Below are 18437 nucleotides of genomic sequence, written 5' to 3'. Positions count from 1 at the left end.
GCGCGGGCTGCTCCACGGTCAGCTCAGCATCAGCTGAGCTGACCGTGGCAATGCTTGTACTTCTTGCCGCTACCGCAAGGGCATGGGTCGTTGCGGCCCACCTTGGGTTCGTCGCGGGTGACCTGCGACACCGGCACAGGCGCGTTGCCGCCCTGCATCTGCTCCACTTCCTCGTCGGCACCGTAGCCGCCCGCCTCCTGGTGCTGGAATTGCGAGGCCATCAAGCGCGCCTGCGCCTGGAGACGTTCCTGCTCTTCCAGTTCGGCCACTTCTTCTTCGCTGCGGATGCGCACGCGCGCCAGCAGGTTGATCACCTCGCGCTTGACGTTCTCCAGCATCTCGGAGAACAGCTCGAAGGCTTCCTTCTTGTATTCCTGCTTGGGCTGCTTCTGCGCGTAACCGCGCAGGTAGATGCCCTGGCGCAGGTAATCCATCTTGGCCAGATGCTCCTTCCAGCCCTGGTCGAGCACGGTCAGCATCACGTGCTTTTCCAACGCGCGCATGGTGTCCGCGCCAATCGCCGCTTCCTTCTCGGCGAAATGCGCATCCACCGCTGTCTGCACCTTGGCGGCGATCTGCTCGGCATCGATTTCTTCCTGCGCGCGCACCATGTCCGTCAGCGACAAGGTCATGCCCAGCTCCGACTCCAGCGTGGCTTCCAGACCCTTCAAGTCCCACTGTTCGTCGACCGAATTGGGCGGCACGAAGCGTGCGACCAGATCGTAGATCACATCGCCGCGAATCCCGTCGACATTGTCCTTGACCGACTCGGCGTCCAGCAATTCGTCGCGCTGGGCGTAGATCACCTTGCGCTGATCGTTGTTGACGTCGTCGAAATCCAGCAGGTTCTTGCGGATGTCGAAGTTATGCGCTTCCACCTTGCGCTGCGCCTTTTCGATCTGCCGGCTGACCAGGCGATCTTCGATGACGTCGTCTTCCTTCATGCCCATCATGCTCATCGCCTTCTGGACCCAGTCCGAGGCGAAGATGCGCATCAGGTTGTCTTCCAGCGACAGATAGAAGCGCGACGAACCCGGGTCGCCCTGACGACCGGCACGGCCACGCAGCTGGTTGTCGATACGCCGCGATTCGTGGCGCTCGGTACCGATGATGTGCAGGCCGCCGGCCGCCTTGACCGCGTCATGACGACGCTGCCACTCGGTCTTGATCTTGAAACGCGCGTCTTCGCTGGCATCTTCGCCGAGGGCGTGATACTCCGATTCCAACGAGCCGCCCAGCACGATGTCGGTACCGCGACCGGCCATGTTGGTGGCGATGGTCACCGCGCCCGGCTGGCCGGCGTTGGCCACGATGGTGGCTTCGCGCTCGTGCTGCTTGGCATTGAGCACTTCGTGCTTCACCCCGGCCTTGCGCAGATGCTCGGACAGCATCTCCGAGGTCTCGATCGAGGTAGTACCCACCAGCACCGGCTGGCCGCGCTTGGCGCAATCTTCGATGTCGGCCAGCACCGCGTTGAACTTGCCCTTGCGGTTGAGGAACACCTGGTCCGGATGATCCTTGCGCACGGTCGGGCGGTTGGTCGGGATCACCACCACTTCCAGGCCGTAGATGCTCTGGAATTCGTAGGCTTCGGTATCGGCCGTACCGGTCATGCCGGACAGCTTCTTGTACATGCGGAACAGGTTCTGGAAGGTGATGCTGGCCAGGGTCTGGTTCTCGCGCTGGACCGGCACGCCTTCCTTCGCTTCGACCGCCTGGTGCAGGCCGTCGGACCAGCGACGCCCGGACAGCGTGCGGCCGGTGAATTCGTCCACGATCACCACTTCGCCATCGCGCACGATGTAGTCCACATCGCGCTGATAGATGGCATGCGCGCGCAGCGCCGCATTGAGGTGGTGCACCACGCTCAGGTTCTGCGCGGCATACAGGCCGTCTTCGGCATTTTCCAGGATGCCGGCCTGCAACAGCAGCTCTTCGGCGTGGCCCATGCCCGCCTCGGACAGATGCACCTGCTTGCCCTTTTCGTCGATCCAGAAATCGCCTTCGCCTTCTTCGCTTTCCTGCCTGGTCAGCTGCGGCACGATGCGATTGACGCGGATGTACAGCTCCGGCGATTCGTCGGCCGGGCCGGAGATGATGAGCGGGGTGCGCGCTTCGTCGATCAGGATCGAGTCGACTTCGTCGACGATCGCGTAATGCAGGTTGCGCTGGTAACGGTCGGCGCGCGACAGCGCCATGTTGTCGCGCAGGTAATCGAAGCCGAATTCGTTATTGGTGCCGTAGGTGATGTCGGCGCCGTAGGCTTCACGCTTGTCGCTGTGCGGCATGCCCGGATACACCACGCCCACGCTCAGGCCCAGCCAGTTGTACAGCTTGCCCATCTGCGCGGCATCGCGGCGCGCCAGGTAGTCGTTGACCGTGACCACGTGCACGCCCTCGCCCTGCAGCGCGTTGAGGTACACCGGCAGCGTGGCCACCAGGGTCTTGCCTTCGCCGGTGCGCATCTCGGCGATCTTGCCCAGGTGCAACACCATGCCGCCGATCAGCTGCACATCGTAATGGCGCATGCCCAGCACGCGGCGGCTGGCCTCGCGGCATACCGCGAACGCTTCGGGAAGAATCTTGTCCAGGGACTCGCCGCCGGCAAGCCGCTGCTTGAACTCCGGGGTCTTGGCTTGCAGCTCGGCGTCGGAGAGCTTCTCGATCGTCGGCTCCAGCGCATTGATCTGGGTGACGAGGCGGTTGAGCTGGCGCAGCTGGCGTTCGTTACGACTGCCAAAGACACGGGTAAGCAGACTGTTGATCATTGAAGAAACCGGTTGAAAAGGAACGGTTTGACCGACGCCGGTCCCCACAGACCCGACCGCCGTAAACGAAACAGGGCGCACTGCGCCCTGTCGATGGCAACACCCTATTGTAGCTTGGGGCGGGCCTTCACGAATCAAGCGCGGCCCGCGCCCTGGTCAACCGCGCCCCTGACGTCCCACCGGCGTGGCTTCACCCAGGAACTTGCGCGGATTGACCACGCGCCCGTCCGCCCAGACCTCGAAATGCACGTGTGCACCGGTGGAGCGGCCGCTGGAACCGGCACGCGCGACCTGCTGGCCGGCGCGCACCAGATCGCCCACCTTCACCACCAGGCGCGAATTGTGCGCGTAGCGGGTCACATAGCCATTGCCGTGATCCACTTCGACCACGTTGCCGTAACCGCCGCGTACGCCGGCGTAGCTGACCACGCCGTCGGCCACCGACAGCACCGGGTCGCCCACGTTGGCATGGAAGTCCACGCCCTTGTGAAAGGCCGAACCACCGTCGAACGGATCGGCGCGACCGCCGAAACCGGAGGTGATGTAGGTGTTGCGGATCGGCATCCGCGAGGGCACCGAATTCTGCTCCAGCTGATGATCGAACATCAGCGAGGCCAGCACGTTCAATTGCTGGCCGGAGGCGGAGAACTGCTGCTCCACCTGCCCTAGCGTCTGCTTGAGGTCTTTCACCGGCATGTCGCTGACCGGCTCATCGCCGCCACCGACGCCGACCGGCTCGTCGAAGTCGAACTCGCCGTCCTTCAACTTGCCCATTTCGGTCAGGCGCTCGCCCAACGCGTTGAGGCGGGTGGCCTGCGCCTGCAGCTCGCCCAGGCGCGCGGCCAGTGCATTGACCTGCGCCTGCGAGGCGCGCTGCGCCTGGGCCAGCTCGGCCTGCTGCTGCGCGACCTTGGCCTGCAACGCCGAATTGGTCACCATGCCGGTCGCGGTGCTGGCACCGACGCCGATCAGCATGCCCAGGCCCAATACCGCACCAAGCACCACCATCGGCCGATCTGCTGCAAAGTCCTGGAACTGTCGGGCCACACGCTGGGCCCGGGTCTGCCGAGATTTGATTACAACTTTGTTCAACGCCATATGAGTGTCATGTCCAAGCCCAAGTCCAACGCACGCAACCCTTCCACTCCACAACCGGCCATCGAGGCCGCGCTGGGGGAAAAGGCTGGCGACCCCTTGCGCCGAGCCTTGTGGCTCGATGCGCTGGACCGGCAGTTGCGCCCCCTGTTACCACCTCATCTGGCGACCCGTTGCCGGTTGGCCAATGTCCGAGGCGAACAGCTTGTTTTTCTGGTGGATTCGCCGGTCTGGCATGCCAAGGTGCGGCTTGCCGAGACCCAAATCCTGGATGCCGCCCGATCCGTCGGACTGAAGGCCACCGCGGTGACCGTCAAGACCGCAACCGTGCCGCTGCATTCCCCAACGCAGCAGAACCGCGACCGTCCTAACCCTGTGTCCGAGGCGACGCACAAAGGCTTGCGCGACGCGTTGGCTTCCCTGCAGGACGCGTTACCGACCAAACGGTGAAGCCTTGCCGCCCATCCGAGGCGGCCGCCAGTGCGTGAACGAGTTGCGAAGACCACGCGACCCGACGCATCCTAGCGGGCATGTGGCCCGCAGGAGTTAGGGAAGTCTTAAATAAGTGTTAAGAATGGCCCGAAAATTCGACCGATTTCACACTTCGAACGCCGACTAGGGCATTCCCCGACATCAGGCGTAAACGGGGCTGGCGTAGGTGACCGGCGGTTGCTCGGTGCCTTCCGGGAAGCTGACCCATTCCCAGGCGGCCTGGTCGGCCAGGAGCGCACGCACCAGTTTGTTGTTGAGGGCGTGACCGGATTTGAAGCCTTCGTAGGCGCCGAGGATGGCGCCGCCAGCCAGATACAGGTCGCCGATGGCGTCCAGGATCTTGTGCCGCACGAATTCATTGGTGTAGCGCAGGCCGTCTTCGTTGAGCACGCGGAATTCATCGAGCACGATGGCGTTGTCCATCGAACCGCCCAGGCCAAGATTGCGCTCGCGCATATACTCTAGGTCGCGCATGAAACCGAAGGTGCGGGCGCGCGAGATTTCCTTGACGTACGCCGAGGTAGAGAAATCGATCTCCTGGCGCGACTGCTTGGCCGGAATCATCGGGTGATTGAATTCGATGGTGAAGCCCAGCTTGTAGCCTTCGTACGGCTCGAAGCGCGCCACCTTGTCGCCGTCGCGCACTTCCACCGTCTGCTTGATCCGGATGAAGCGCTTGGGCTTGCTCTGCTCGACGATGCCTGCCGACTGCAGCAGGAACACGAACGGACCGGACGAGCCATCCATGATCGGCAACTCGGCCGAGGACAGTTCGACGATGACGTTGTCCACACCCAGGCCCGCCAGTGCGGACATCAGGTGTTCGACGGTCTGGATCTTGGCGCCGTTGCAGGTCAGCCCGGTGCACAGTGTGGTTTCGGTGACCAGCTCGGCATCTGCAGGCACTTCGACGACCGGTTCCAGGTCCACCCGTCGGAACACCACGCCATGATCGACCGGAGCCGGCCGTAACGTCATGTACACCTTGTCGCCGCTGTGCAGGCCGACGCCGGTGGCGCGAATGGTGTTCTTGAGAGTGCGTTGCTGGGTCATATGCGAAGTCTGGATGAACAATGCAGACAGACGCTGAACCGACTGTCTAATTTGTTGAGATTATCCGAATTTTAACAAGTGGCGCGTGACGGCGACCGTAATCAGTCAGTCACGCGATAACAAAAGCTGCCGGATCGGCACCGATCCGGCAGGAAAGACATGACATGGCAATGCAACCCGAAGCGGATTCCGGGCGGGACGGGCTGCGTCACCGTGGCGACGCAGCCGACGATCCTCAGTCGGCCTGGCGGCGCAGGAACGCCGGGATATCCAGGTAATCGTTGGGCAGGTCTGCCGCCGGCGTCGAGGCGCCGCCGCTGTTGTGGCTGCCGCCGCCGACCGAGTCGCTGCTGGGACGACGCAGGCCCAGGCCCATGCTGCCGCCGACCGCCTTGGACACCGCATCGCCGCTGGTGGTGTCGAAATCGCCGAACTCCGGCTGGCCGGTGGTGGCATTGCGCACCAGCTTGATCGGCGCGCGCTGGTCCGAACGCTGGGTCTGACGGGCAACCGCACGGTTCAGGCCGGTGGCCACCACGGTCACGCGCACTTCGTCCTGCATGTCCGGGTCCAGCACGGTGCCGACGACCACGGTGGCGTCTTCCGAGGCGAACGCTTCGATGGTGCGGCCGATTTCGTCGAACTCGGACATGGTGAAGTCCGGGCCGGCGGTGATGTTGACCAGGATGCCGTTCGCACCGGCCAGGTTCACATCGTCCAGCAGCGGGTTCTGGATGGCGGCTTCGGCGGCGGCCTGCGCGCGATCGTCGCCGCGTGCCGACCCGGTGCCCATCATGGCCAGACCCATTTCCGACATCACGGTACGCACGTCGGCGAAGTCGACGTTGATCAGGCCCGGGCGCACGATCAGGTCGGCGATGCCCTGCACGGCGCCCTGCAGCACATCGTTGGCAGCGCGGAACGCCTGGATCATGGTGGCGTTGCGGCCCAGCACGGTGATCAGCTTTTCGTTGGGGATGGTGATCAGCGAGTCGCAATGCTGGCTCAGTTCCTCGATGCCCTTCAGCGCCACCTGCATGCGGCGGCGGCCTTCGAACGGGAACGGCTTGGTGACCACGGCCACGGTCAGGATGCCCATTTCCTTGGCCAGCTGCGCGACGACCGGTGCGGCACCGGTACCGGTGCCGCCGCCCATGCCGGCGGTGATGAATACCATGTCCGCGCCCTGCAGCGCGTCCATGATGCGCTCGCGATCTTCCAGCGCCGCCTGACGGCCGACCTCCGGATTGGCGCCCGCGCCCAGGCCCTTGGTGACGTTGGTGCCCAGCTGCAGCTGCAGCTTGGCGCCGCAGTTCTTGATCGCCTGCGAGTCGGTGTTGGCGGTGATGAATTCCACGCCATCGACATTGGTGTTGACCATGTGCGCAACCGCGTTACCGCCGCCGCCGCCCACGCCCACGACCTTGATGACCGCGTTGGGAGCCATTTTTTCAATCAGTTCGAAATGTGCCATGTCAGTGTCCTCTTTAGATGCCGTGAATGGGGAATCGGGAATGGGGAATCGGATTGCTCCGTTCGCCAGCCCAACACCCGCATGTCGGCGAATGTTGTTGTTTGAATGCCGGGAATGGGGAGTTGGGAATGGGGAATCGCAACAGCGAAACACCTTCGCTCCAACCACTGTTTCCTCGGCGGAACCACAAAAAAACTACGCCCTGCCCACTCTTACCGCTCTCCACTCAATCCTGCTGCAACCGCTTTGCTTTGCTTTAACCGATTCCCGATTCCCGATTCAAAATTCACCGCGATACCAATTCTTCAATTTCTTGAACAAGCTGCCTGCGCGCCCGGTCGGGATCGACGGGCGGCGTGGATGTTCGATCTGGCTGCCCATCAGCAGCAGGCCCACGCCGGAGGCGTGCACCGGGTTGCCGACGACTTCGCCCAGGCCGGTGACGTGCTGCGGAATGCCCACGCGCACCGGCATCTGCAGCATTTCTTCGGCCAGTTCCACCACGCCTTCCATCTTCGAGGCGCCGCCAGTGAGCACCATGCCGGCGCGCACCATTTCTTCGAAGCCCGAACGACGCAGTTCGGCCTGCACCATTTCGAAGATTTCCTCGTAACGGCCCTGCACCGCCTGCGCGAGTGCATGGCGCGGCATGCGGCGCGGCGGGCGGTCGCCCACCGACGGCACCTGGATGCTTTCTTCGGCGGTGGCCAGCTGCGCCAGCGCGCAGGCGTAGCGGACCTTGATCTGCTCGGCTTCCGGCGTGGGCGTGCGCAGCATGTGCGCGATGTCGTTGGTGACGTGGTCGCCGGCGATCGGCAACGAAGCGGTGTGGCAGATCGCGCCCTGCACGTACACCGCCAGGTCGGTGGTGCCGGCGCCGATGTCCACCAGCACCACGCCCAGCTCGCGTTCGTCGGCTGTCAACACGGCCACCGACGATGCCAGCGAGGACAGCACCAGATCGTCGACCTGCAGGCCGCACTTCTGCACGCACTTGGTGATGTTAGCGGCGGCCGACTGCGCGCACACCACCAGGTGCGCATGCACCTCCAGGCGCACGCCGGTCATGCCGACCGGGTTGCGGATGCCTTCCTGCGAATCGTCCAGCACGTACTCGCGCGGAATCGCGTGCAGGATGCGCTGGTCGGCCGGAATGGCCACCGCCTTGGCGGCATCGAGCACGCGCTCCAGATCGCTCCAGGTCACTTCGCCATCGCGGATCGGCACGATGCCGGGCGAGTTCTTGCACTGCACGTGGTTGCCGGAAATGGACGCGTAGACCGAGCGGATTTCGCAGCCGGCCATCAGCTCGGCCTCTTCCACCGCACGCTGGATCGACTGCACGGTGGATTCGATATCCACCACCACGCCGCGCTTGAGACCGCGCGATTCATGCGAACCGATGCCGATCACTTCGATCGGATTGCCGGGCGAGTATTCGCCGACCAGCGCAACGACCTTGGAGGTGCCGATGTCCAGTCCAACGATGAGGGATTTGTCGCCTTTGCGGTTCATGTCTTAAAGCCGGGAATAGCGAATAGGGAATGGGGAATGGTCAACAGCGGTGCACGAATGCGGGGAGAATTGAGAACAAGTGCGTGAGTCGCAGCGGGCGATGCCTGCTTGGGCTTCTTCTCCATTCCCGATTCCCCATTCTCCATTCGCCTTTCAACGGTAAATCCGTTGGTATAGCGCAGGTCGGCGCGGGCGATGGGGCGTTGTGGATCGGACAGCTGCGGCAGCACGCGGGCGAAGCGCTGCAAGCGTGCGCGTGCATCGTCGCGGCCGACCACGATCTGCACGCCATTGCTCAGTCCCAGCGACCAGCTGCCGCGCGCGTCCATTTCAAGACGCTCCACATCCAGCCCGGTCGGTGCGAACAGCGCGCGCGACTCGTTGTACAGCGCCACCACGTCCTGGGTCTTGCTGTCCGGCCCACCGAGTTGCGGCAACTTGAAATCCTTCAACAGCGGCGGGGTGCGAAACAGCCGGCCCTGCTCGGACAGCATGCGGTCGGTGCCCCAGCGCGCGAACGGCTTGTGCTCGGTCACGTGCACTTCCAGCACGTCCGGCCAACGCTTGCGCACCTGCGCACTTTCCACCCATGGCAAACGCGCGATGGCGTCCTGCGCCTGCTGCAACTTCACCGCAAAAAAGCCCGCACGCGCATACGGCAACACCACCGCACGCAACTCCTCTGCCGGCACCCGCTTGAAGTCGCCGGACACCCGCAACTTGGCCAGCGGCCAGCGCTCGGCGCCGACCCAGCCATTGAGCACGGCCACCACCGGCAGCGCGACCAATGCCAGCGCGAGCAACCAGGCCAGGATGCGCAGGGTGGCGTTCATGCGCGCGCTCCGCGCGCGGGAATGGGGAATCGGGAATAGGGAATCGTCAACAGCGGCGTACGGCCGGCTGCCGCTGTTGCGATTCCCGATTCTCGACTCCCGATTCCCTGCTTCACAACGTCTGCTCCAGCACGCGCCAGACCAGCGTTTCGAAATCGATGCCGAGCTGGCGGGCGGCCTTGGGCACCAGCGAGTGGCTGGTCATGCCGGGCGCGGTGTTGACTTCGAGCAGGTACAGCTGGCCGCTGCGGCCATCGCGCATCACGTCCACGCGGCCCCAGCCGCGGCAGCCGGCAGCACGGAAGGCGTCCAGCGCGAGCTGGCGGATCTGCGCTTCGGCTTCGCCTTCCAGCCCCGGGCACAGATACTGCGTGTCCTCGGCGATGTACTTGGCGTTGTAGTCGTACCACTGCCCCTTGGGCACGATGCGGATCGACGGCAAGGCGGTGTCGCCGAGCACGGCTACGGTGAGTTCGTCGCCCTCGATCAATTGTTCCATCAACAGCGCGCCGTCGTAGCGCGCTGCCAGGGTCACTGCTTCTTCGAGCTGCGCCTGGTCGAACACGCGGCTGACGCCGACGCTGGACCCTTCATTGGCCGGCTTGACGATCACCGGCAAGCCGATGTGTTGAGCAGCAGCGTGAATGTCCTCGGCGCTCACGCCAGCAGCCAGCCGCGCATAGCGCGGCGTCGACAGGCCCAGCGACAGCCACACCTGCTTGGTGCGGATCTTGTCCATGCTCAGCGCCGAACCCAGCACGTCCGAGCCGGTGTACGGCACGCCGAAGGCGTCCATCAGGCCCTGCACGATGCCGTCTTCGCCGCCGCCGTTATGTCCGTGCAGCACATTGAATACGCGATCGAACTGCTGTGCGACCAAGGCCTTGGCCAACGCCGGAATGCCGTCGACCGGCTGTGCATCGACGCCGCGTGCGCGCAGCGCTTCCAGCACATTGCTGCCGGAATTCAACGACACCTCGCGCTCGGACGAAGTGCCGCCGAGCAACACGGCGACGCGGCCGAAGACTGCCGGATCGCTGGTGCGGGCGTTGCCGATCACCGCGCTCATGCCTGCTCTCCGGCAAACCCGTTGTTGATGATGTGCTGGGCCACGTAACCGATATCGCCGGCGCCCATCATCAACAGCAAGTCGCCATCTTGCAGGACGTCCGGCAACACTTCGGCAAGGCCGGCGATCTGGCCGACCACCACCGGTTCGCTGCGGCCGCGCGCCCGGATGGCGCGTGCCAGTGCACGCGAATCGGCACCAGGGATCGGCGCTTCGCCGGCCGGGTAGACCTCGCTCAACACCAGCGCATCGACCGTGCTGAGCACTGCGGCAAAGGCGTCGAACTGATCGCGGGTGCGGCTATAGCGGTGCGGCTGGAAGGCGACCACCAGACGCTTGTCCGGCCAGCCGCCACGCGCGGCGGCGAACACGGCTTCGAGTTCGCGCGGGTGATGGCCGTAATCGTCGACCACGCGCACCCGTGCACCGCTGCTGGTGGTCACTTCGCCCAGATCGTTGAAACGACGGCCGATGCCGGCGAAATTTTCCAGCGCGCGCGCAATGGTTTCCGGCGCCACGCCGAGCTGCCAGCCGATTGCAGCCGCCGCCAGCGCGTTGAGCACATTGTGCCGACCCGGCAACGCAAGCGTCACCGGCGTGGTGGTGCCTTCGGGCAGGCGCAGCGTGAAGCGCATGCGCGGGCCGTCCTGCACGACATCTTCGGCGCGCACGTCGGCGGTTTCGCTCATGCCGTAGCTCATCACGTGGCGCGGCGTCTTGCCGGCCAGCGCGGCCACTTCCGGGTCGTCGATGCACAGCAACGCCAGGCCGTAGAACGGCAGGCGCTGCAGGAATTCGGCGAATGCGGCCTGCACGCGGGCGAAATCGTTGCCGTAGTTTTCCAGGTGATCCGCATCGATGTTGGTGATCACCGCCATCAACGGATTCAGGCGCAGGAAGCTGCCATCGCTTTCGTCAGCTTCGGCGACCAGCCACTGGCCGCCACCGAGCTTGGCGTTGGCACCGGCGGCCAGCAGCTGCCCGCCGATGACGAAGGTCGGATCCAGGCCACCTTCGCTCAACACCGCAGCCGCCAGGCTGGTGGTGGTGGTCTTGCCGTGCGTACCGGCCACCGCAATGCCACGCCGGAAACGCATCAGCTCGGCCAGCATCGCCGCACGCGGCATGATCGGAATGCGCTGGCTGCGCGCTTCCATCAGCTCGGGGTTGTCTTCGCGGATGGCGCTGGATACCACCACGCAATCGGTGCCCAGCACGTTGGCCGCCGAATGGCCGCGCATCACGCGCGCACCCAGCTTGGCCAGCCGGCGCGTGGCCGCGTTGTCGGCGTTGTCCGAGCCGGAGACTTCATAGCCCAGCGTCAGCATCACCTCGGCAATACCGCTCATGCCGGTGCCGCCGATGCCGACGAAATGCACGCGCGGGAACGCCCGCACCAGATCGCCACTGTCTTGCAGACGGCGGATCACGCTGCACCTCCTGCGGTGTCGCAAATCGGGAATCGGGAATCGGGAATCGTATGGAGCTGAGCGCCAGCGGCGACGGATGCTTGGTCGGTGCGCTTGTCTGCGTGCATCAAGATGTGTTCCTGCGTTTGTTCTGGGCTCTGCCCATTCCCCATTCCCGATTCACCACTCCCGGCTTCTTGCAGAATGATGTCGGCGATGCGCTCGGCGGCGTCCGGCTTGGCCAGGTTGCGGGCGGCGATGGCCATCGACAGGCGCCGGGCCGGGTCGGCGAGCAGGGTCTGCAGCACCTGCTGCAAGTGCACTGCCAGGCGCTCGTCCTGCTTGAGCAGCACGGCGGCGTGGGCGCCGACCAGGTATTCGGCATTGCGGGTTTGATGGTCGTCGACGGCGGCGGCAAACGGCACCAGCACACTGCCGACACCGGCGGCGCACAGTTCGGCCAGGGTGGATGCGCCGGCGCGGCACACCACCAGATCTGCCCAGGCATAGGCAGCGGCCATGTCGGCGATGAAGGGTTCGACGCTGGCGTTGACGTCTGCCTGTGCATAAGCCGCTTCGGCTTCGGCGCGCAGCTTTTCGCCGCACTGATGACGCACCTCGACATCCGGGCGACCCAGTGCAGCCAACGCTGCGGGCACCGCCTGATTCAACACGCGCGCGCCCTGGCTACCACCCAGCACCAGCACGCGTACCGGGCCGGTGCGACCGACCAAACGATCGGCCGGCATCGGCAACGCAGCGATTTCTGCGCGTACCGGGTTGCCCACCGCTTCTTCGCCAGCAAAGCTGCCCGGGAAACCGGTCAGCACGCGGCGCGCGAAACGCGACAACACCTTGTTGGTCATGCCCGGGGCGCGATTCTGTTCGTGCACCAGCAATGGCGCACCGAGCAGGCGCGCGGCCAGGCCGCCCGGGCCGGCTGCAAAGCCGCCAAAGCTGATCACCGCACGCGGCTGGCGCTTGCGCAGCACGAAGCCGGCGGCGCGCACCGCGCGCATCACCCGCACCGGCGCACCGAGCAGCTTCACCACGCCCTTGCCGCGCAAGCCGCTGATGGCCAGCGTATCGATGGGAATCTCGTGCTGCGGCACCAGGCGGGTTTCCATCGCGCCATCGGCGCCCAGCCAGGTCACCGGCACGCCGCGTGCGCGCAGCACCTTGGCCACGGCCAGGCCCGGGAAGATGTGCCCGCCGGTGCCGCCAGCCAGGATCATGACCGGCCGCAGCACCGCAGACGACTGTGCGGACGTTTGCGCGGCACTCGCAGAAACGCTCACGCAATCCTCCCGAACGTCGGTTCCACACGCGGTTGCATGCGGCTGGTGCCGCGCAGGATGGCCGACGCCGGTGCGACATAGGCGGCGGCAACCGGTGCGGCGGCCGGTGCGGGTGCAGCGGCCGTATCGCGCTGCGGCGTGCGCGCAGGCGTGTACGCCGGCGGCGCCGAATCGACCACCTGCTCGGCCGGCTCGGCGGGCGAGCTGGCCGCGCCCTGCGGAGACAACTTGCTGCGCAGGCGCTCGGCGCGATCGGCCTCGTAGGACACTCGCAGCAGCACACCCATCGCAAGACAGGTCATCAGCACCGACGAACCGCCCGACGAAATCAGCGGCAGGGTCAGCCCCTTGGTCGGCAGGATGCCGAGGTTGACGCCGATCGACACGAAGCTCTGCATTGCGATCCACAGGCCGATGCCGAAGGCGATGTAACCGGAGAAATGCCGCTTCATTTCCACGCAGCGCATGCCCAGCCAGAAGGCGCGACCGACCAGCAGCGCGTAGAGCCCGATCACCCCGCACACACCCACAAAGCCCAGTTCCTCGGCAATCACCGAGAAGATGAAGTCGGTATGCGATTCGGGCAGGTAGTTGAGCTTCTGTACCGAAGCGCCCAGGCCCACGCCGGTCCACTGGCCGCGGCCGATGGCCATCAGCGCATTGGACAGCTGGTAACCGGAGCCGAGCTGATCCACCCACGGGTCCATGAAGGAGGTCACGCGTCGCATGCGGTACGGCTCGAAGATCACCAATGCCACCAGGGCCGGCAGCAGCAGCAGGATCGGCAGGATGATGCGCCCGATCGGCGCACCGCCCAGCACCAGCATGCAGGCGGTCACGCTTAACAGCAGCATCGAGGAGCCGAAGTCCGGCTGCAGCAGCAACAGGCCGACCAAGAAGCCGACCACGAATACCGGTTTGAGCATTGCCTGCCAGGTCGCGTTGACCTCGTCGCGGAACCGCACCAGATAGCTCGCAAGCCAGATGATGTAGAACACCTTCACCGATTCGACCACCTGGAACCGCGACACGCCCAGGTTGATCCAGCGCTTGGCGCCATTGACGGTGCTGCCCAGGCCAGGCACGAACACCACCACGAGCAGCACAAAGCAGGCCAGCAACAGCATCTGGTTGTGCTGTTCGATGGTCTTGAGCTCGGTGCGCATCGCCCAGAACGCCAGTGCGATGCCGCCGCCCAAAAACAGCAGGTGGCGGGTCAGGTAGTAGAACGGGCTGGCTTCCAGCTCGATCGAGCTGGATGCCACCATCACCACGCCCAGCGACGCGAGCGTGACGGCGGCCCCGAGCAGCCACGGGTCGTAGCGGCCGCCGATGGCGTCCAGTCGCGTGGCCTGGCGGGACATGTCGTTCATCAGCGCACCTTCAACGTGGCAAGGCCGATCAGCACCAGCACCACCGAAATGATCCAGAAGCGCACGATCACCCGCGGCTCCGGCCAACCCTTGAGCTCGAAATGGTGGTGAATCGGCGCCATGCGGAACACGCGCTTGCCGGTCAGCTTGAAGCTGGCCACCTGGATCATCACCGACAGCGTTTCGATCACGAACACCCCGCCCATGATCACCAGCACCATCTCCTGACGCACGATCACCGCGATGGTGCCGAGCACTGCGCCCAGCGACAGCGCGCCGATGTCGCCCATGAACACCATCGCCGGGTAGGTGTTGAACCACAGAAAGCCCAGGCCTGCGCCGGCGATCGCCGAGCAGATGATGATCAGCTCGCCGGCACCGGGAATCAGCGGAATTTTCAGGTATTCGGCAAACACCACGTTGCCGGAGGCATACGCGAACACGCCCAGCGCGCAGGCCACCAGCACGGTCGGCATGATGGCCAGGCCATCCAGGCCGTCGGTGAGGTTCACCGCATTGGAGAAGCCCACGATCCAGAAGTAGGCGATCACCACGAAGCTCACGCCGGCCAGCGGCAGCGCGATCGACTTGAACATGGGAATGTAGAACGTGATCGCCGCCGGCACATCGGCGGTGTAGTACAGGAACAAGCCAGCGGCCAGACCGAAGATCGACTGCAGCAGATACTTCCAGCGCGACTTCAACCCATTGGGGTCGCGTTTGACGATCTTGATCCAGTCGTCGTACCAGCCGATCGCACCGAAGCAGATCATCACCGCCAGCACCAACCACACGTAGCGGTTGCGCAGATCACCCCACAACAGCACCGACAAGGTGACGGTGAGCAAGATCAGCGAACCGCCCATGGTCGGCGTGCCGGCCTTGGAAAAATGCGTTTGCGGGCCATCCTGGCGGATCGGCTGGCCGCCCTTGAACTGGGCCAGCTTGCGGATCACCGCAGGCCCCATCCATAACGACAGGAACAGCGCCGTCAGCGCCGCCAGGATGCCGCGGAAGGTCAGATAGTTGAACAGCCCGAACAGGCTCTCCAGTTGCTGCAGCCAACGGGCCAGCTCAAGCAGCATGGGAGGCATCCTCCGCCGGTGCGAGCAACGCGGTGACGATACGGTCCATCGCGCTGCCGCGCGAACCCTTCACCAGGATCGTGATGGAGGCGACGCCCGGAAGCGCGTTGGTGGATGGCGATTGCGGTTGGTGAATCACTGCATGTTCCTGCGTATTTCCTGATCCGTGCTGCGGCACTTGCTGTTGCTGGCTGGCGGCATCGACCAGATCCGCCTGCAAGGCGTCGATCAACTCGGCGTGCGTGGCGAACACGCGGGCGCCTTGGCCGAATGCCTGCGCTGCGGCAGCGCTGAGCTCGCCCAGCGCATACAACCGCTGCAGCTTGGCCGCGCGCGCCCGACGCCCCGCGGCGGCGTGTAGTGCGACGCCTTCGGCGCCGAGTTCGCGCATGTCGCCCAGCACCAGCCAGCCTTCGCCCGGTGCGGCGGCCAAGGCATCGATGGCCGCATCCAGCGAGCCCGGGTTGGCGTTGTAGCTGTCGTCGATCAGTACCACGCCGTTGGGCAAGGTCTGGGCGATCTGCCGGCCGGCCACCGCGCGTGCCTGTGCCAGACCGGCCGCGATCACCGGCAAGGCGATGCCGGCACCGAGTGCAAGGCCGGTTGCCGCCAGTGCGTTGAGCACGTTGTGGCGGCCCGGCAACGGCAGCGCAATCTGCGCCTCGCCCTGCGGCGTCACCAGGGTGAACTGCGCGCCGCCGGTGTGCAGACGCAGTTGACGCGCCGTGATCTCGGCACTGGCCTGCAAGCCATAGCGCAAGATGCGACGTCCGCGCACCGGCTGGGTCTGCAACTGCTGTTCGAACCACATGCCGAACGCGTCGTCGGCGTTGATCACCGCCACACCCTCGGCAGGCAATGCGGCGTAGATGGCGCCTTTGGTCTGTGCGACGCCGAGCAGGCTGCCCAGACGTTCCAGATGCGCCGGTGCGATGTTGTTGACCAGTGCGACATGCGGTCGTGCAATCTCGGTGAGATAGGCGATATCGCCCGGCTTGCCGGCGCCCATTTCGTAGATCGCAACGTCCGCATCGTCGGGCGCGGCGATCACCGCCAGCGGCAAACCGATCTCGTTGTTGCGGTTGCCCGGCGTGGCGTACACGGTGGTGCCATCCACGCGCCCGGCTTCGGTCAGGATCGACAACAGCAGCGCCTTGACGCTGGTCTTGCCGTTGGAGCCAGTCAGCGCAAGCACGCGCGTGGCGCGGTCGCGTTGCATGCCGGCGGCGATGCGCGCCAATGCCAGCTCGGTGTTGTCCACCACCACCTGGGGCACGCTCAACGCCGGCAGCAGGCGATCGACCAGCAAACCGCTTGCGCCGCGCGCCACCGCCTCGGCGGCGAACTCGTGCCCATCGAAGCGTTCGCCGCGCAGCGCTACATACAGGCTGCCGTCGGCGAGCGTGCGGGTGTCGTTGCCGACCGCATCGATCATGGCGTCCTCGCCATGCAGCTCGCCGCCGGCCCAGTGGGCAATCAACGACAGGGGCGTGAGCTTCATGGGCGCACTCCCAGGACGGTCCGCGGCAGCAGCGCCTGGGCTGCCACGATGGCGTCGTCGAAGGCATGCCGCACACCGGCAACTTCCTGATATGGCTCATGGCCCTTGCCGGCGATCAATACGATGTCCGATGGGCTGGCCATGCCGATGGCCTGATGGATCGCAGCGGCGCGGTCGCGCTGCACGATGGCGGCATCCGGTCGCGCGAAGCCACGCAGGATATCGGCCACGATCGCATCGCCGTCTTCGCCACGCGGGTTGTCGTCGGTCACGATCGCCACGTCGGCCTTGAGCTCGGCAATCGCCGCCATCTGCGGGCGCTTGCCGGTGTCGCGTTCGCCACCGCAGCCGAACACGCAGATCAGGCGGTCCTGCGCATGCGAACGCAGGCTGCTCAATGCCTGTTCCAGCGCGTCGGGCGTGTGTGCGTAATCGACCACCACCAACGGCGCGCCATATGCGCCGCCAAGGCGGTTCATGCGGCCATGGATAGGCTGCAACTGGCCGAGCACGCTGGCGATCTGCGCAGGCGCAAACTCCATCGCCCACAACGCGCCGGCCACGGCGAGCAGGTTGTCCACGTTGAAACGGCCCAGCAGCGGCGAATGCACCGGATGCACCTGGCCCTGGACATTCAACGCAAAGTTGATGCCGTTGTGGTCCAGCTGCAGTGCCTGCGCGCTCACGCTGGCATCAGAATGCGCGCGCGAGCTCACACCGATCGCGCGCAGCGCGGGATCGAGCGCAGCGAACAGCGTGTGGCCGAACGTATCGTCCAGGTTCACCACGGCGGCTTTCAAGCCAGCGCGGGTGAACAGCTTGGCCTTCGCCGCGCCGTACTGCGCCATGTCGCCGTGGTAATCGAGATGGTCGCGGGTGAGGTTGGTGAACACTGCCACGTCGAAGTGCACCGCATCCACACGTCCCTGATCGAGCGCGTGCGAGCTGACCTCCATTGCCACGGCCTGCGCACCCTCATCGCGCAATTGCGCCAGCAAGGCATGCGTGGGCAGCACCAGCGGCGTGGTGAAGCCGGTCGGCACGGCCGCGCCATACAGACCGACGCCCAGCGTACCGAGCGTGCCGGTGGGCGTACCGAGCAGCGTCAATGCCTGCGCCAGCAGCTGCACGGTGGAGGTCTTGCCGTTGGTACCGGTAACGCCGACCATGCGCATCGCCTGCGACGGCCGACCATGAAATTGATCGGCCATCACGCCAAGGCGCGCGCGCAAACCGGGCACGGCAATCGCATCGGCCGGCACCGGCAGACCGTCGGGCGCCGGCGGCTCGAACAACACTGCCGCCGCGCCATTGGCGCGCGCCTGTTCGACAAAGCCCAGACCATGCGCACCGAAGCCGGCGATCGCCACGAAGGCGTCGCCCGGACGCACGGCACGGCTATCCATCACCAACCCGGACACCTGCACGTCGTGCGTCAACGCCACGTCCGGCAATAACTGCGAAAGCGCCAT

14 protein-coding genes are annotated in these 18437 nt (G+C 65.3%); 1 reads left to right on the top strand and 13 read right to left on the bottom strand.

All coding sequences use genetic code 11. The features are described 5' to 3' along the window. Positions 1-29 precede the first annotated feature (29 nt). Together secA and ACCQ00_RS04235 are read right to left on the bottom strand one after the other, a co-directional pair. On the bottom strand, positions 30-2768 hold the full coding sequence (gene secA / locus ACCQ00_RS04240; protein ID WP_039569387.1) for a preprotein translocase subunit SecA: 2739 nt from the start codon (positions 2766-2768) through the stop codon (positions 30-32). Between the two features lie 156 nt (positions 2769-2924). Beyond that, entirely contained in the window at positions 2925-3866 is a 942-nt protein-coding gene (locus tag ACCQ00_RS04235; RefSeq protein WP_017158828.1) for a M23 family metallopeptidase, read from the bottom strand. Here ACCQ00_RS04235 and ACCQ00_RS04230 point away from each other — a divergent pair, their 5' ends adjacent. After that, positions 3867-4313, top strand: a complete 447-nt coding sequence (locus tag ACCQ00_RS04230) for a DciA family protein (protein ID WP_017155385.1) — start codon at positions 3867-3869, stop codon at positions 4311-4313. A gap of 183 nt (positions 4314-4496) precedes the next feature. Here the strand turns inward: ACCQ00_RS04230 and lpxC are convergent, their stop codons facing one another. The 11 genes from lpxC to ACCQ00_RS04175 all read right to left on the bottom strand — a co-directional run bounded on the left by lpxC (position 4497) and on the right by ACCQ00_RS04175 (position 18437). Further along, positions 4497-5408, bottom strand: a complete 912-nt coding sequence (gene lpxC / locus ACCQ00_RS04225; RefSeq protein WP_017155386.1) for a UDP-3-O-acyl-N-acetylglucosamine deacetylase — start codon at positions 5406-5408, stop codon at positions 4497-4499. 235 nt (positions 5409-5643) lie between these two features. Then, complete coding sequence (gene ftsZ / locus ACCQ00_RS04220; protein WP_039569384.1) at positions 5644-6882, bottom strand: cell division protein FtsZ; 1239 nt, start codon at positions 6880-6882, stop codon at positions 5644-5646. Between the two features lie 279 nt (positions 6883-7161). Next, positions 7162-8397, bottom strand: coding sequence for a cell division protein FtsA (gene ftsA / locus ACCQ00_RS04215; RefSeq protein WP_003485272.1), 1236 nt, complete (start codon positions 8395-8397; stop codon positions 7162-7164). Beyond that, positions 8394-9230 carry a cell division protein FtsQ/DivIB gene (locus tag ACCQ00_RS04210; protein WP_039569382.1) on the bottom strand — a complete coding sequence of 279 codons (837 nt, stop codon included), beginning with the start codon at positions 9228-9230 and terminating at the stop codon, positions 8394-8396. Before ACCQ00_RS04210 ends, ftsA begins: the two co-directional genes overlap by 4 nt. A 112-nt stretch (positions 9231-9342) precedes the next feature. After that, a complete protein-coding gene (locus tag ACCQ00_RS04205) occupies positions 9343-10299 on the bottom strand; it encodes a D-alanine--D-alanine ligase (RefSeq protein WP_017155389.1) in 957 nt (318 codons plus the stop codon). Then, positions 10296-11729, bottom strand: coding sequence for a UDP-N-acetylmuramate--L-alanine ligase (gene murC, locus ACCQ00_RS04200; protein WP_039569378.1), 1434 nt, complete (start codon positions 11727-11729; stop codon positions 10296-10298). Before murC ends, ACCQ00_RS04205 begins: the two co-directional genes overlap by 4 nt. After that, positions 11726-13006, bottom strand: coding sequence for an undecaprenyldiphospho-muramoylpentapeptide beta-N-acetylglucosaminyltransferase (murG, locus tag ACCQ00_RS04195; RefSeq protein ID WP_039583853.1), 1281 nt, complete (start codon positions 13004-13006; stop codon positions 11726-11728). Before murG ends, murC begins: the two co-directional genes overlap by 4 nt. Next, the gene (ftsW, locus tag ACCQ00_RS04190) at positions 13003-14379 is read right to left on the bottom strand and encodes a putative lipid II flippase FtsW (protein WP_039569373.1); all 1377 of its coding nucleotides are present in this window, start codon (positions 14377-14379) and stop codon (positions 13003-13005) included. The genes murG and ftsW overlap by 4 nt, the downstream gene beginning before the upstream one ends. Next, entirely contained in the window at positions 14379-15464 is a 1086-nt protein-coding gene (gene mraY / locus ACCQ00_RS04185) for a phospho-N-acetylmuramoyl-pentapeptide-transferase (RefSeq protein WP_003485285.1), read from the bottom strand. Before mraY ends, ftsW begins: the two co-directional genes overlap by 1 nt. Further along, positions 15454-16965, bottom strand: a complete 1512-nt coding sequence (locus ACCQ00_RS04180) for a UDP-N-acetylmuramoyl-tripeptide--D-alanyl-D-alanine ligase (protein WP_039569372.1) — start codon at positions 16963-16965, stop codon at positions 15454-15456. Before ACCQ00_RS04180 ends, mraY begins: the two co-directional genes overlap by 11 nt. Next, positions 16962-18437 carry a UDP-N-acetylmuramoyl-L-alanyl-D-glutamate--2,6-diaminopimelate ligase gene (locus tag ACCQ00_RS04175; protein ID WP_017155395.1) on the bottom strand — a complete coding sequence of 492 codons (1476 nt, stop codon included), beginning with the start codon at positions 18435-18437 and terminating at the stop codon, positions 16962-16964. Before ACCQ00_RS04175 ends, ACCQ00_RS04180 begins: the two co-directional genes overlap by 4 nt.

The organism is Xanthomonas sp. NCPPB 3761 (assembly GCF_041475705.2).
Lineage (GTDB): Bacteria > Pseudomonadota > Gammaproteobacteria > Xanthomonadales > Xanthomonadaceae > Xanthomonas > Xanthomonas phaseoli.
This window is presented reverse-complemented; position numbering and strand designations above follow the sequence as displayed.

What these genes read in the sequence shown, in the direction of transcription:
- ftsZ (WP_039569384.1), bottom strand. Translation starts at nt 6,882, where the DNA reads ATGGCACATTTCGAACTGATTGAAAAAATGGCTCCCAACGCGGTCATC.
- ACCQ00_RS04230 (WP_017155385.1), top strand. Translation starts at nt 3,867, where the DNA reads ATGAGTGTCATGTCCAAGCCCAAGTCCAACGCACGCAACCCTTCCACT.
- ACCQ00_RS04210 (WP_039569382.1), bottom strand. Translation starts at nt 9,230, where the DNA reads ATGAACGCCACCCTGCGCATCCTGGCCTGGTTGCTCGCGCTGGCATTG.
- ACCQ00_RS04235 (WP_017158828.1), bottom strand. Translation starts at nt 3,866, where the DNA reads ATGGCGTTGAACAAAGTTGTAATCAAATCTCGGCAGACCCGGGCCCAG.
- ACCQ00_RS04205 (WP_017155389.1), bottom strand. Translation starts at nt 10,299, where the DNA reads ATGAGCGCGGTGATCGGCAACGCCCGCACCAGCGATCCGGCAGTCTTC.
- lpxC (WP_017155386.1), bottom strand. Translation starts at nt 5,408, where the DNA reads ATGACCCAGCAACGCACTCTCAAGAACACCATTCGCGCCACCGGCGTC.
- ftsA (WP_003485272.1), bottom strand. Translation starts at nt 8,397, where the DNA reads ATGAACCGCAAAGGCGACAAATCCCTCATCGTTGGACTGGACATCGGC.
- ACCQ00_RS04175 (WP_017155395.1), bottom strand. Translation starts at nt 18,437, where the DNA reads ATGGCGCTTTCGCAGTTATTGCCGGACGTGGCGTTGACGCACGACGTG.
- ACCQ00_RS04180 (WP_039569372.1), bottom strand. Translation starts at nt 16,965, where the DNA reads ATGAAGCTCACGCCCCTGTCGTTGATTGCCCACTGGGCCGGCGGCGAG.
- ftsW (WP_039569373.1), bottom strand. Translation starts at nt 14,379, where the DNA reads ATGAACGACATGTCCCGCCAGGCCACGCGACTGGACGCCATCGGCGGC.
- mraY (WP_003485285.1), bottom strand. Translation starts at nt 15,464, where the DNA reads ATGCTGCTTGAGCTGGCCCGTTGGCTGCAGCAACTGGAGAGCCTGTTC.
- secA (WP_039569387.1), bottom strand. Translation starts at nt 2,768, where the DNA reads ATGATCAACAGTCTGCTTACCCGTGTCTTTGGCAGTCGTAACGAACGC.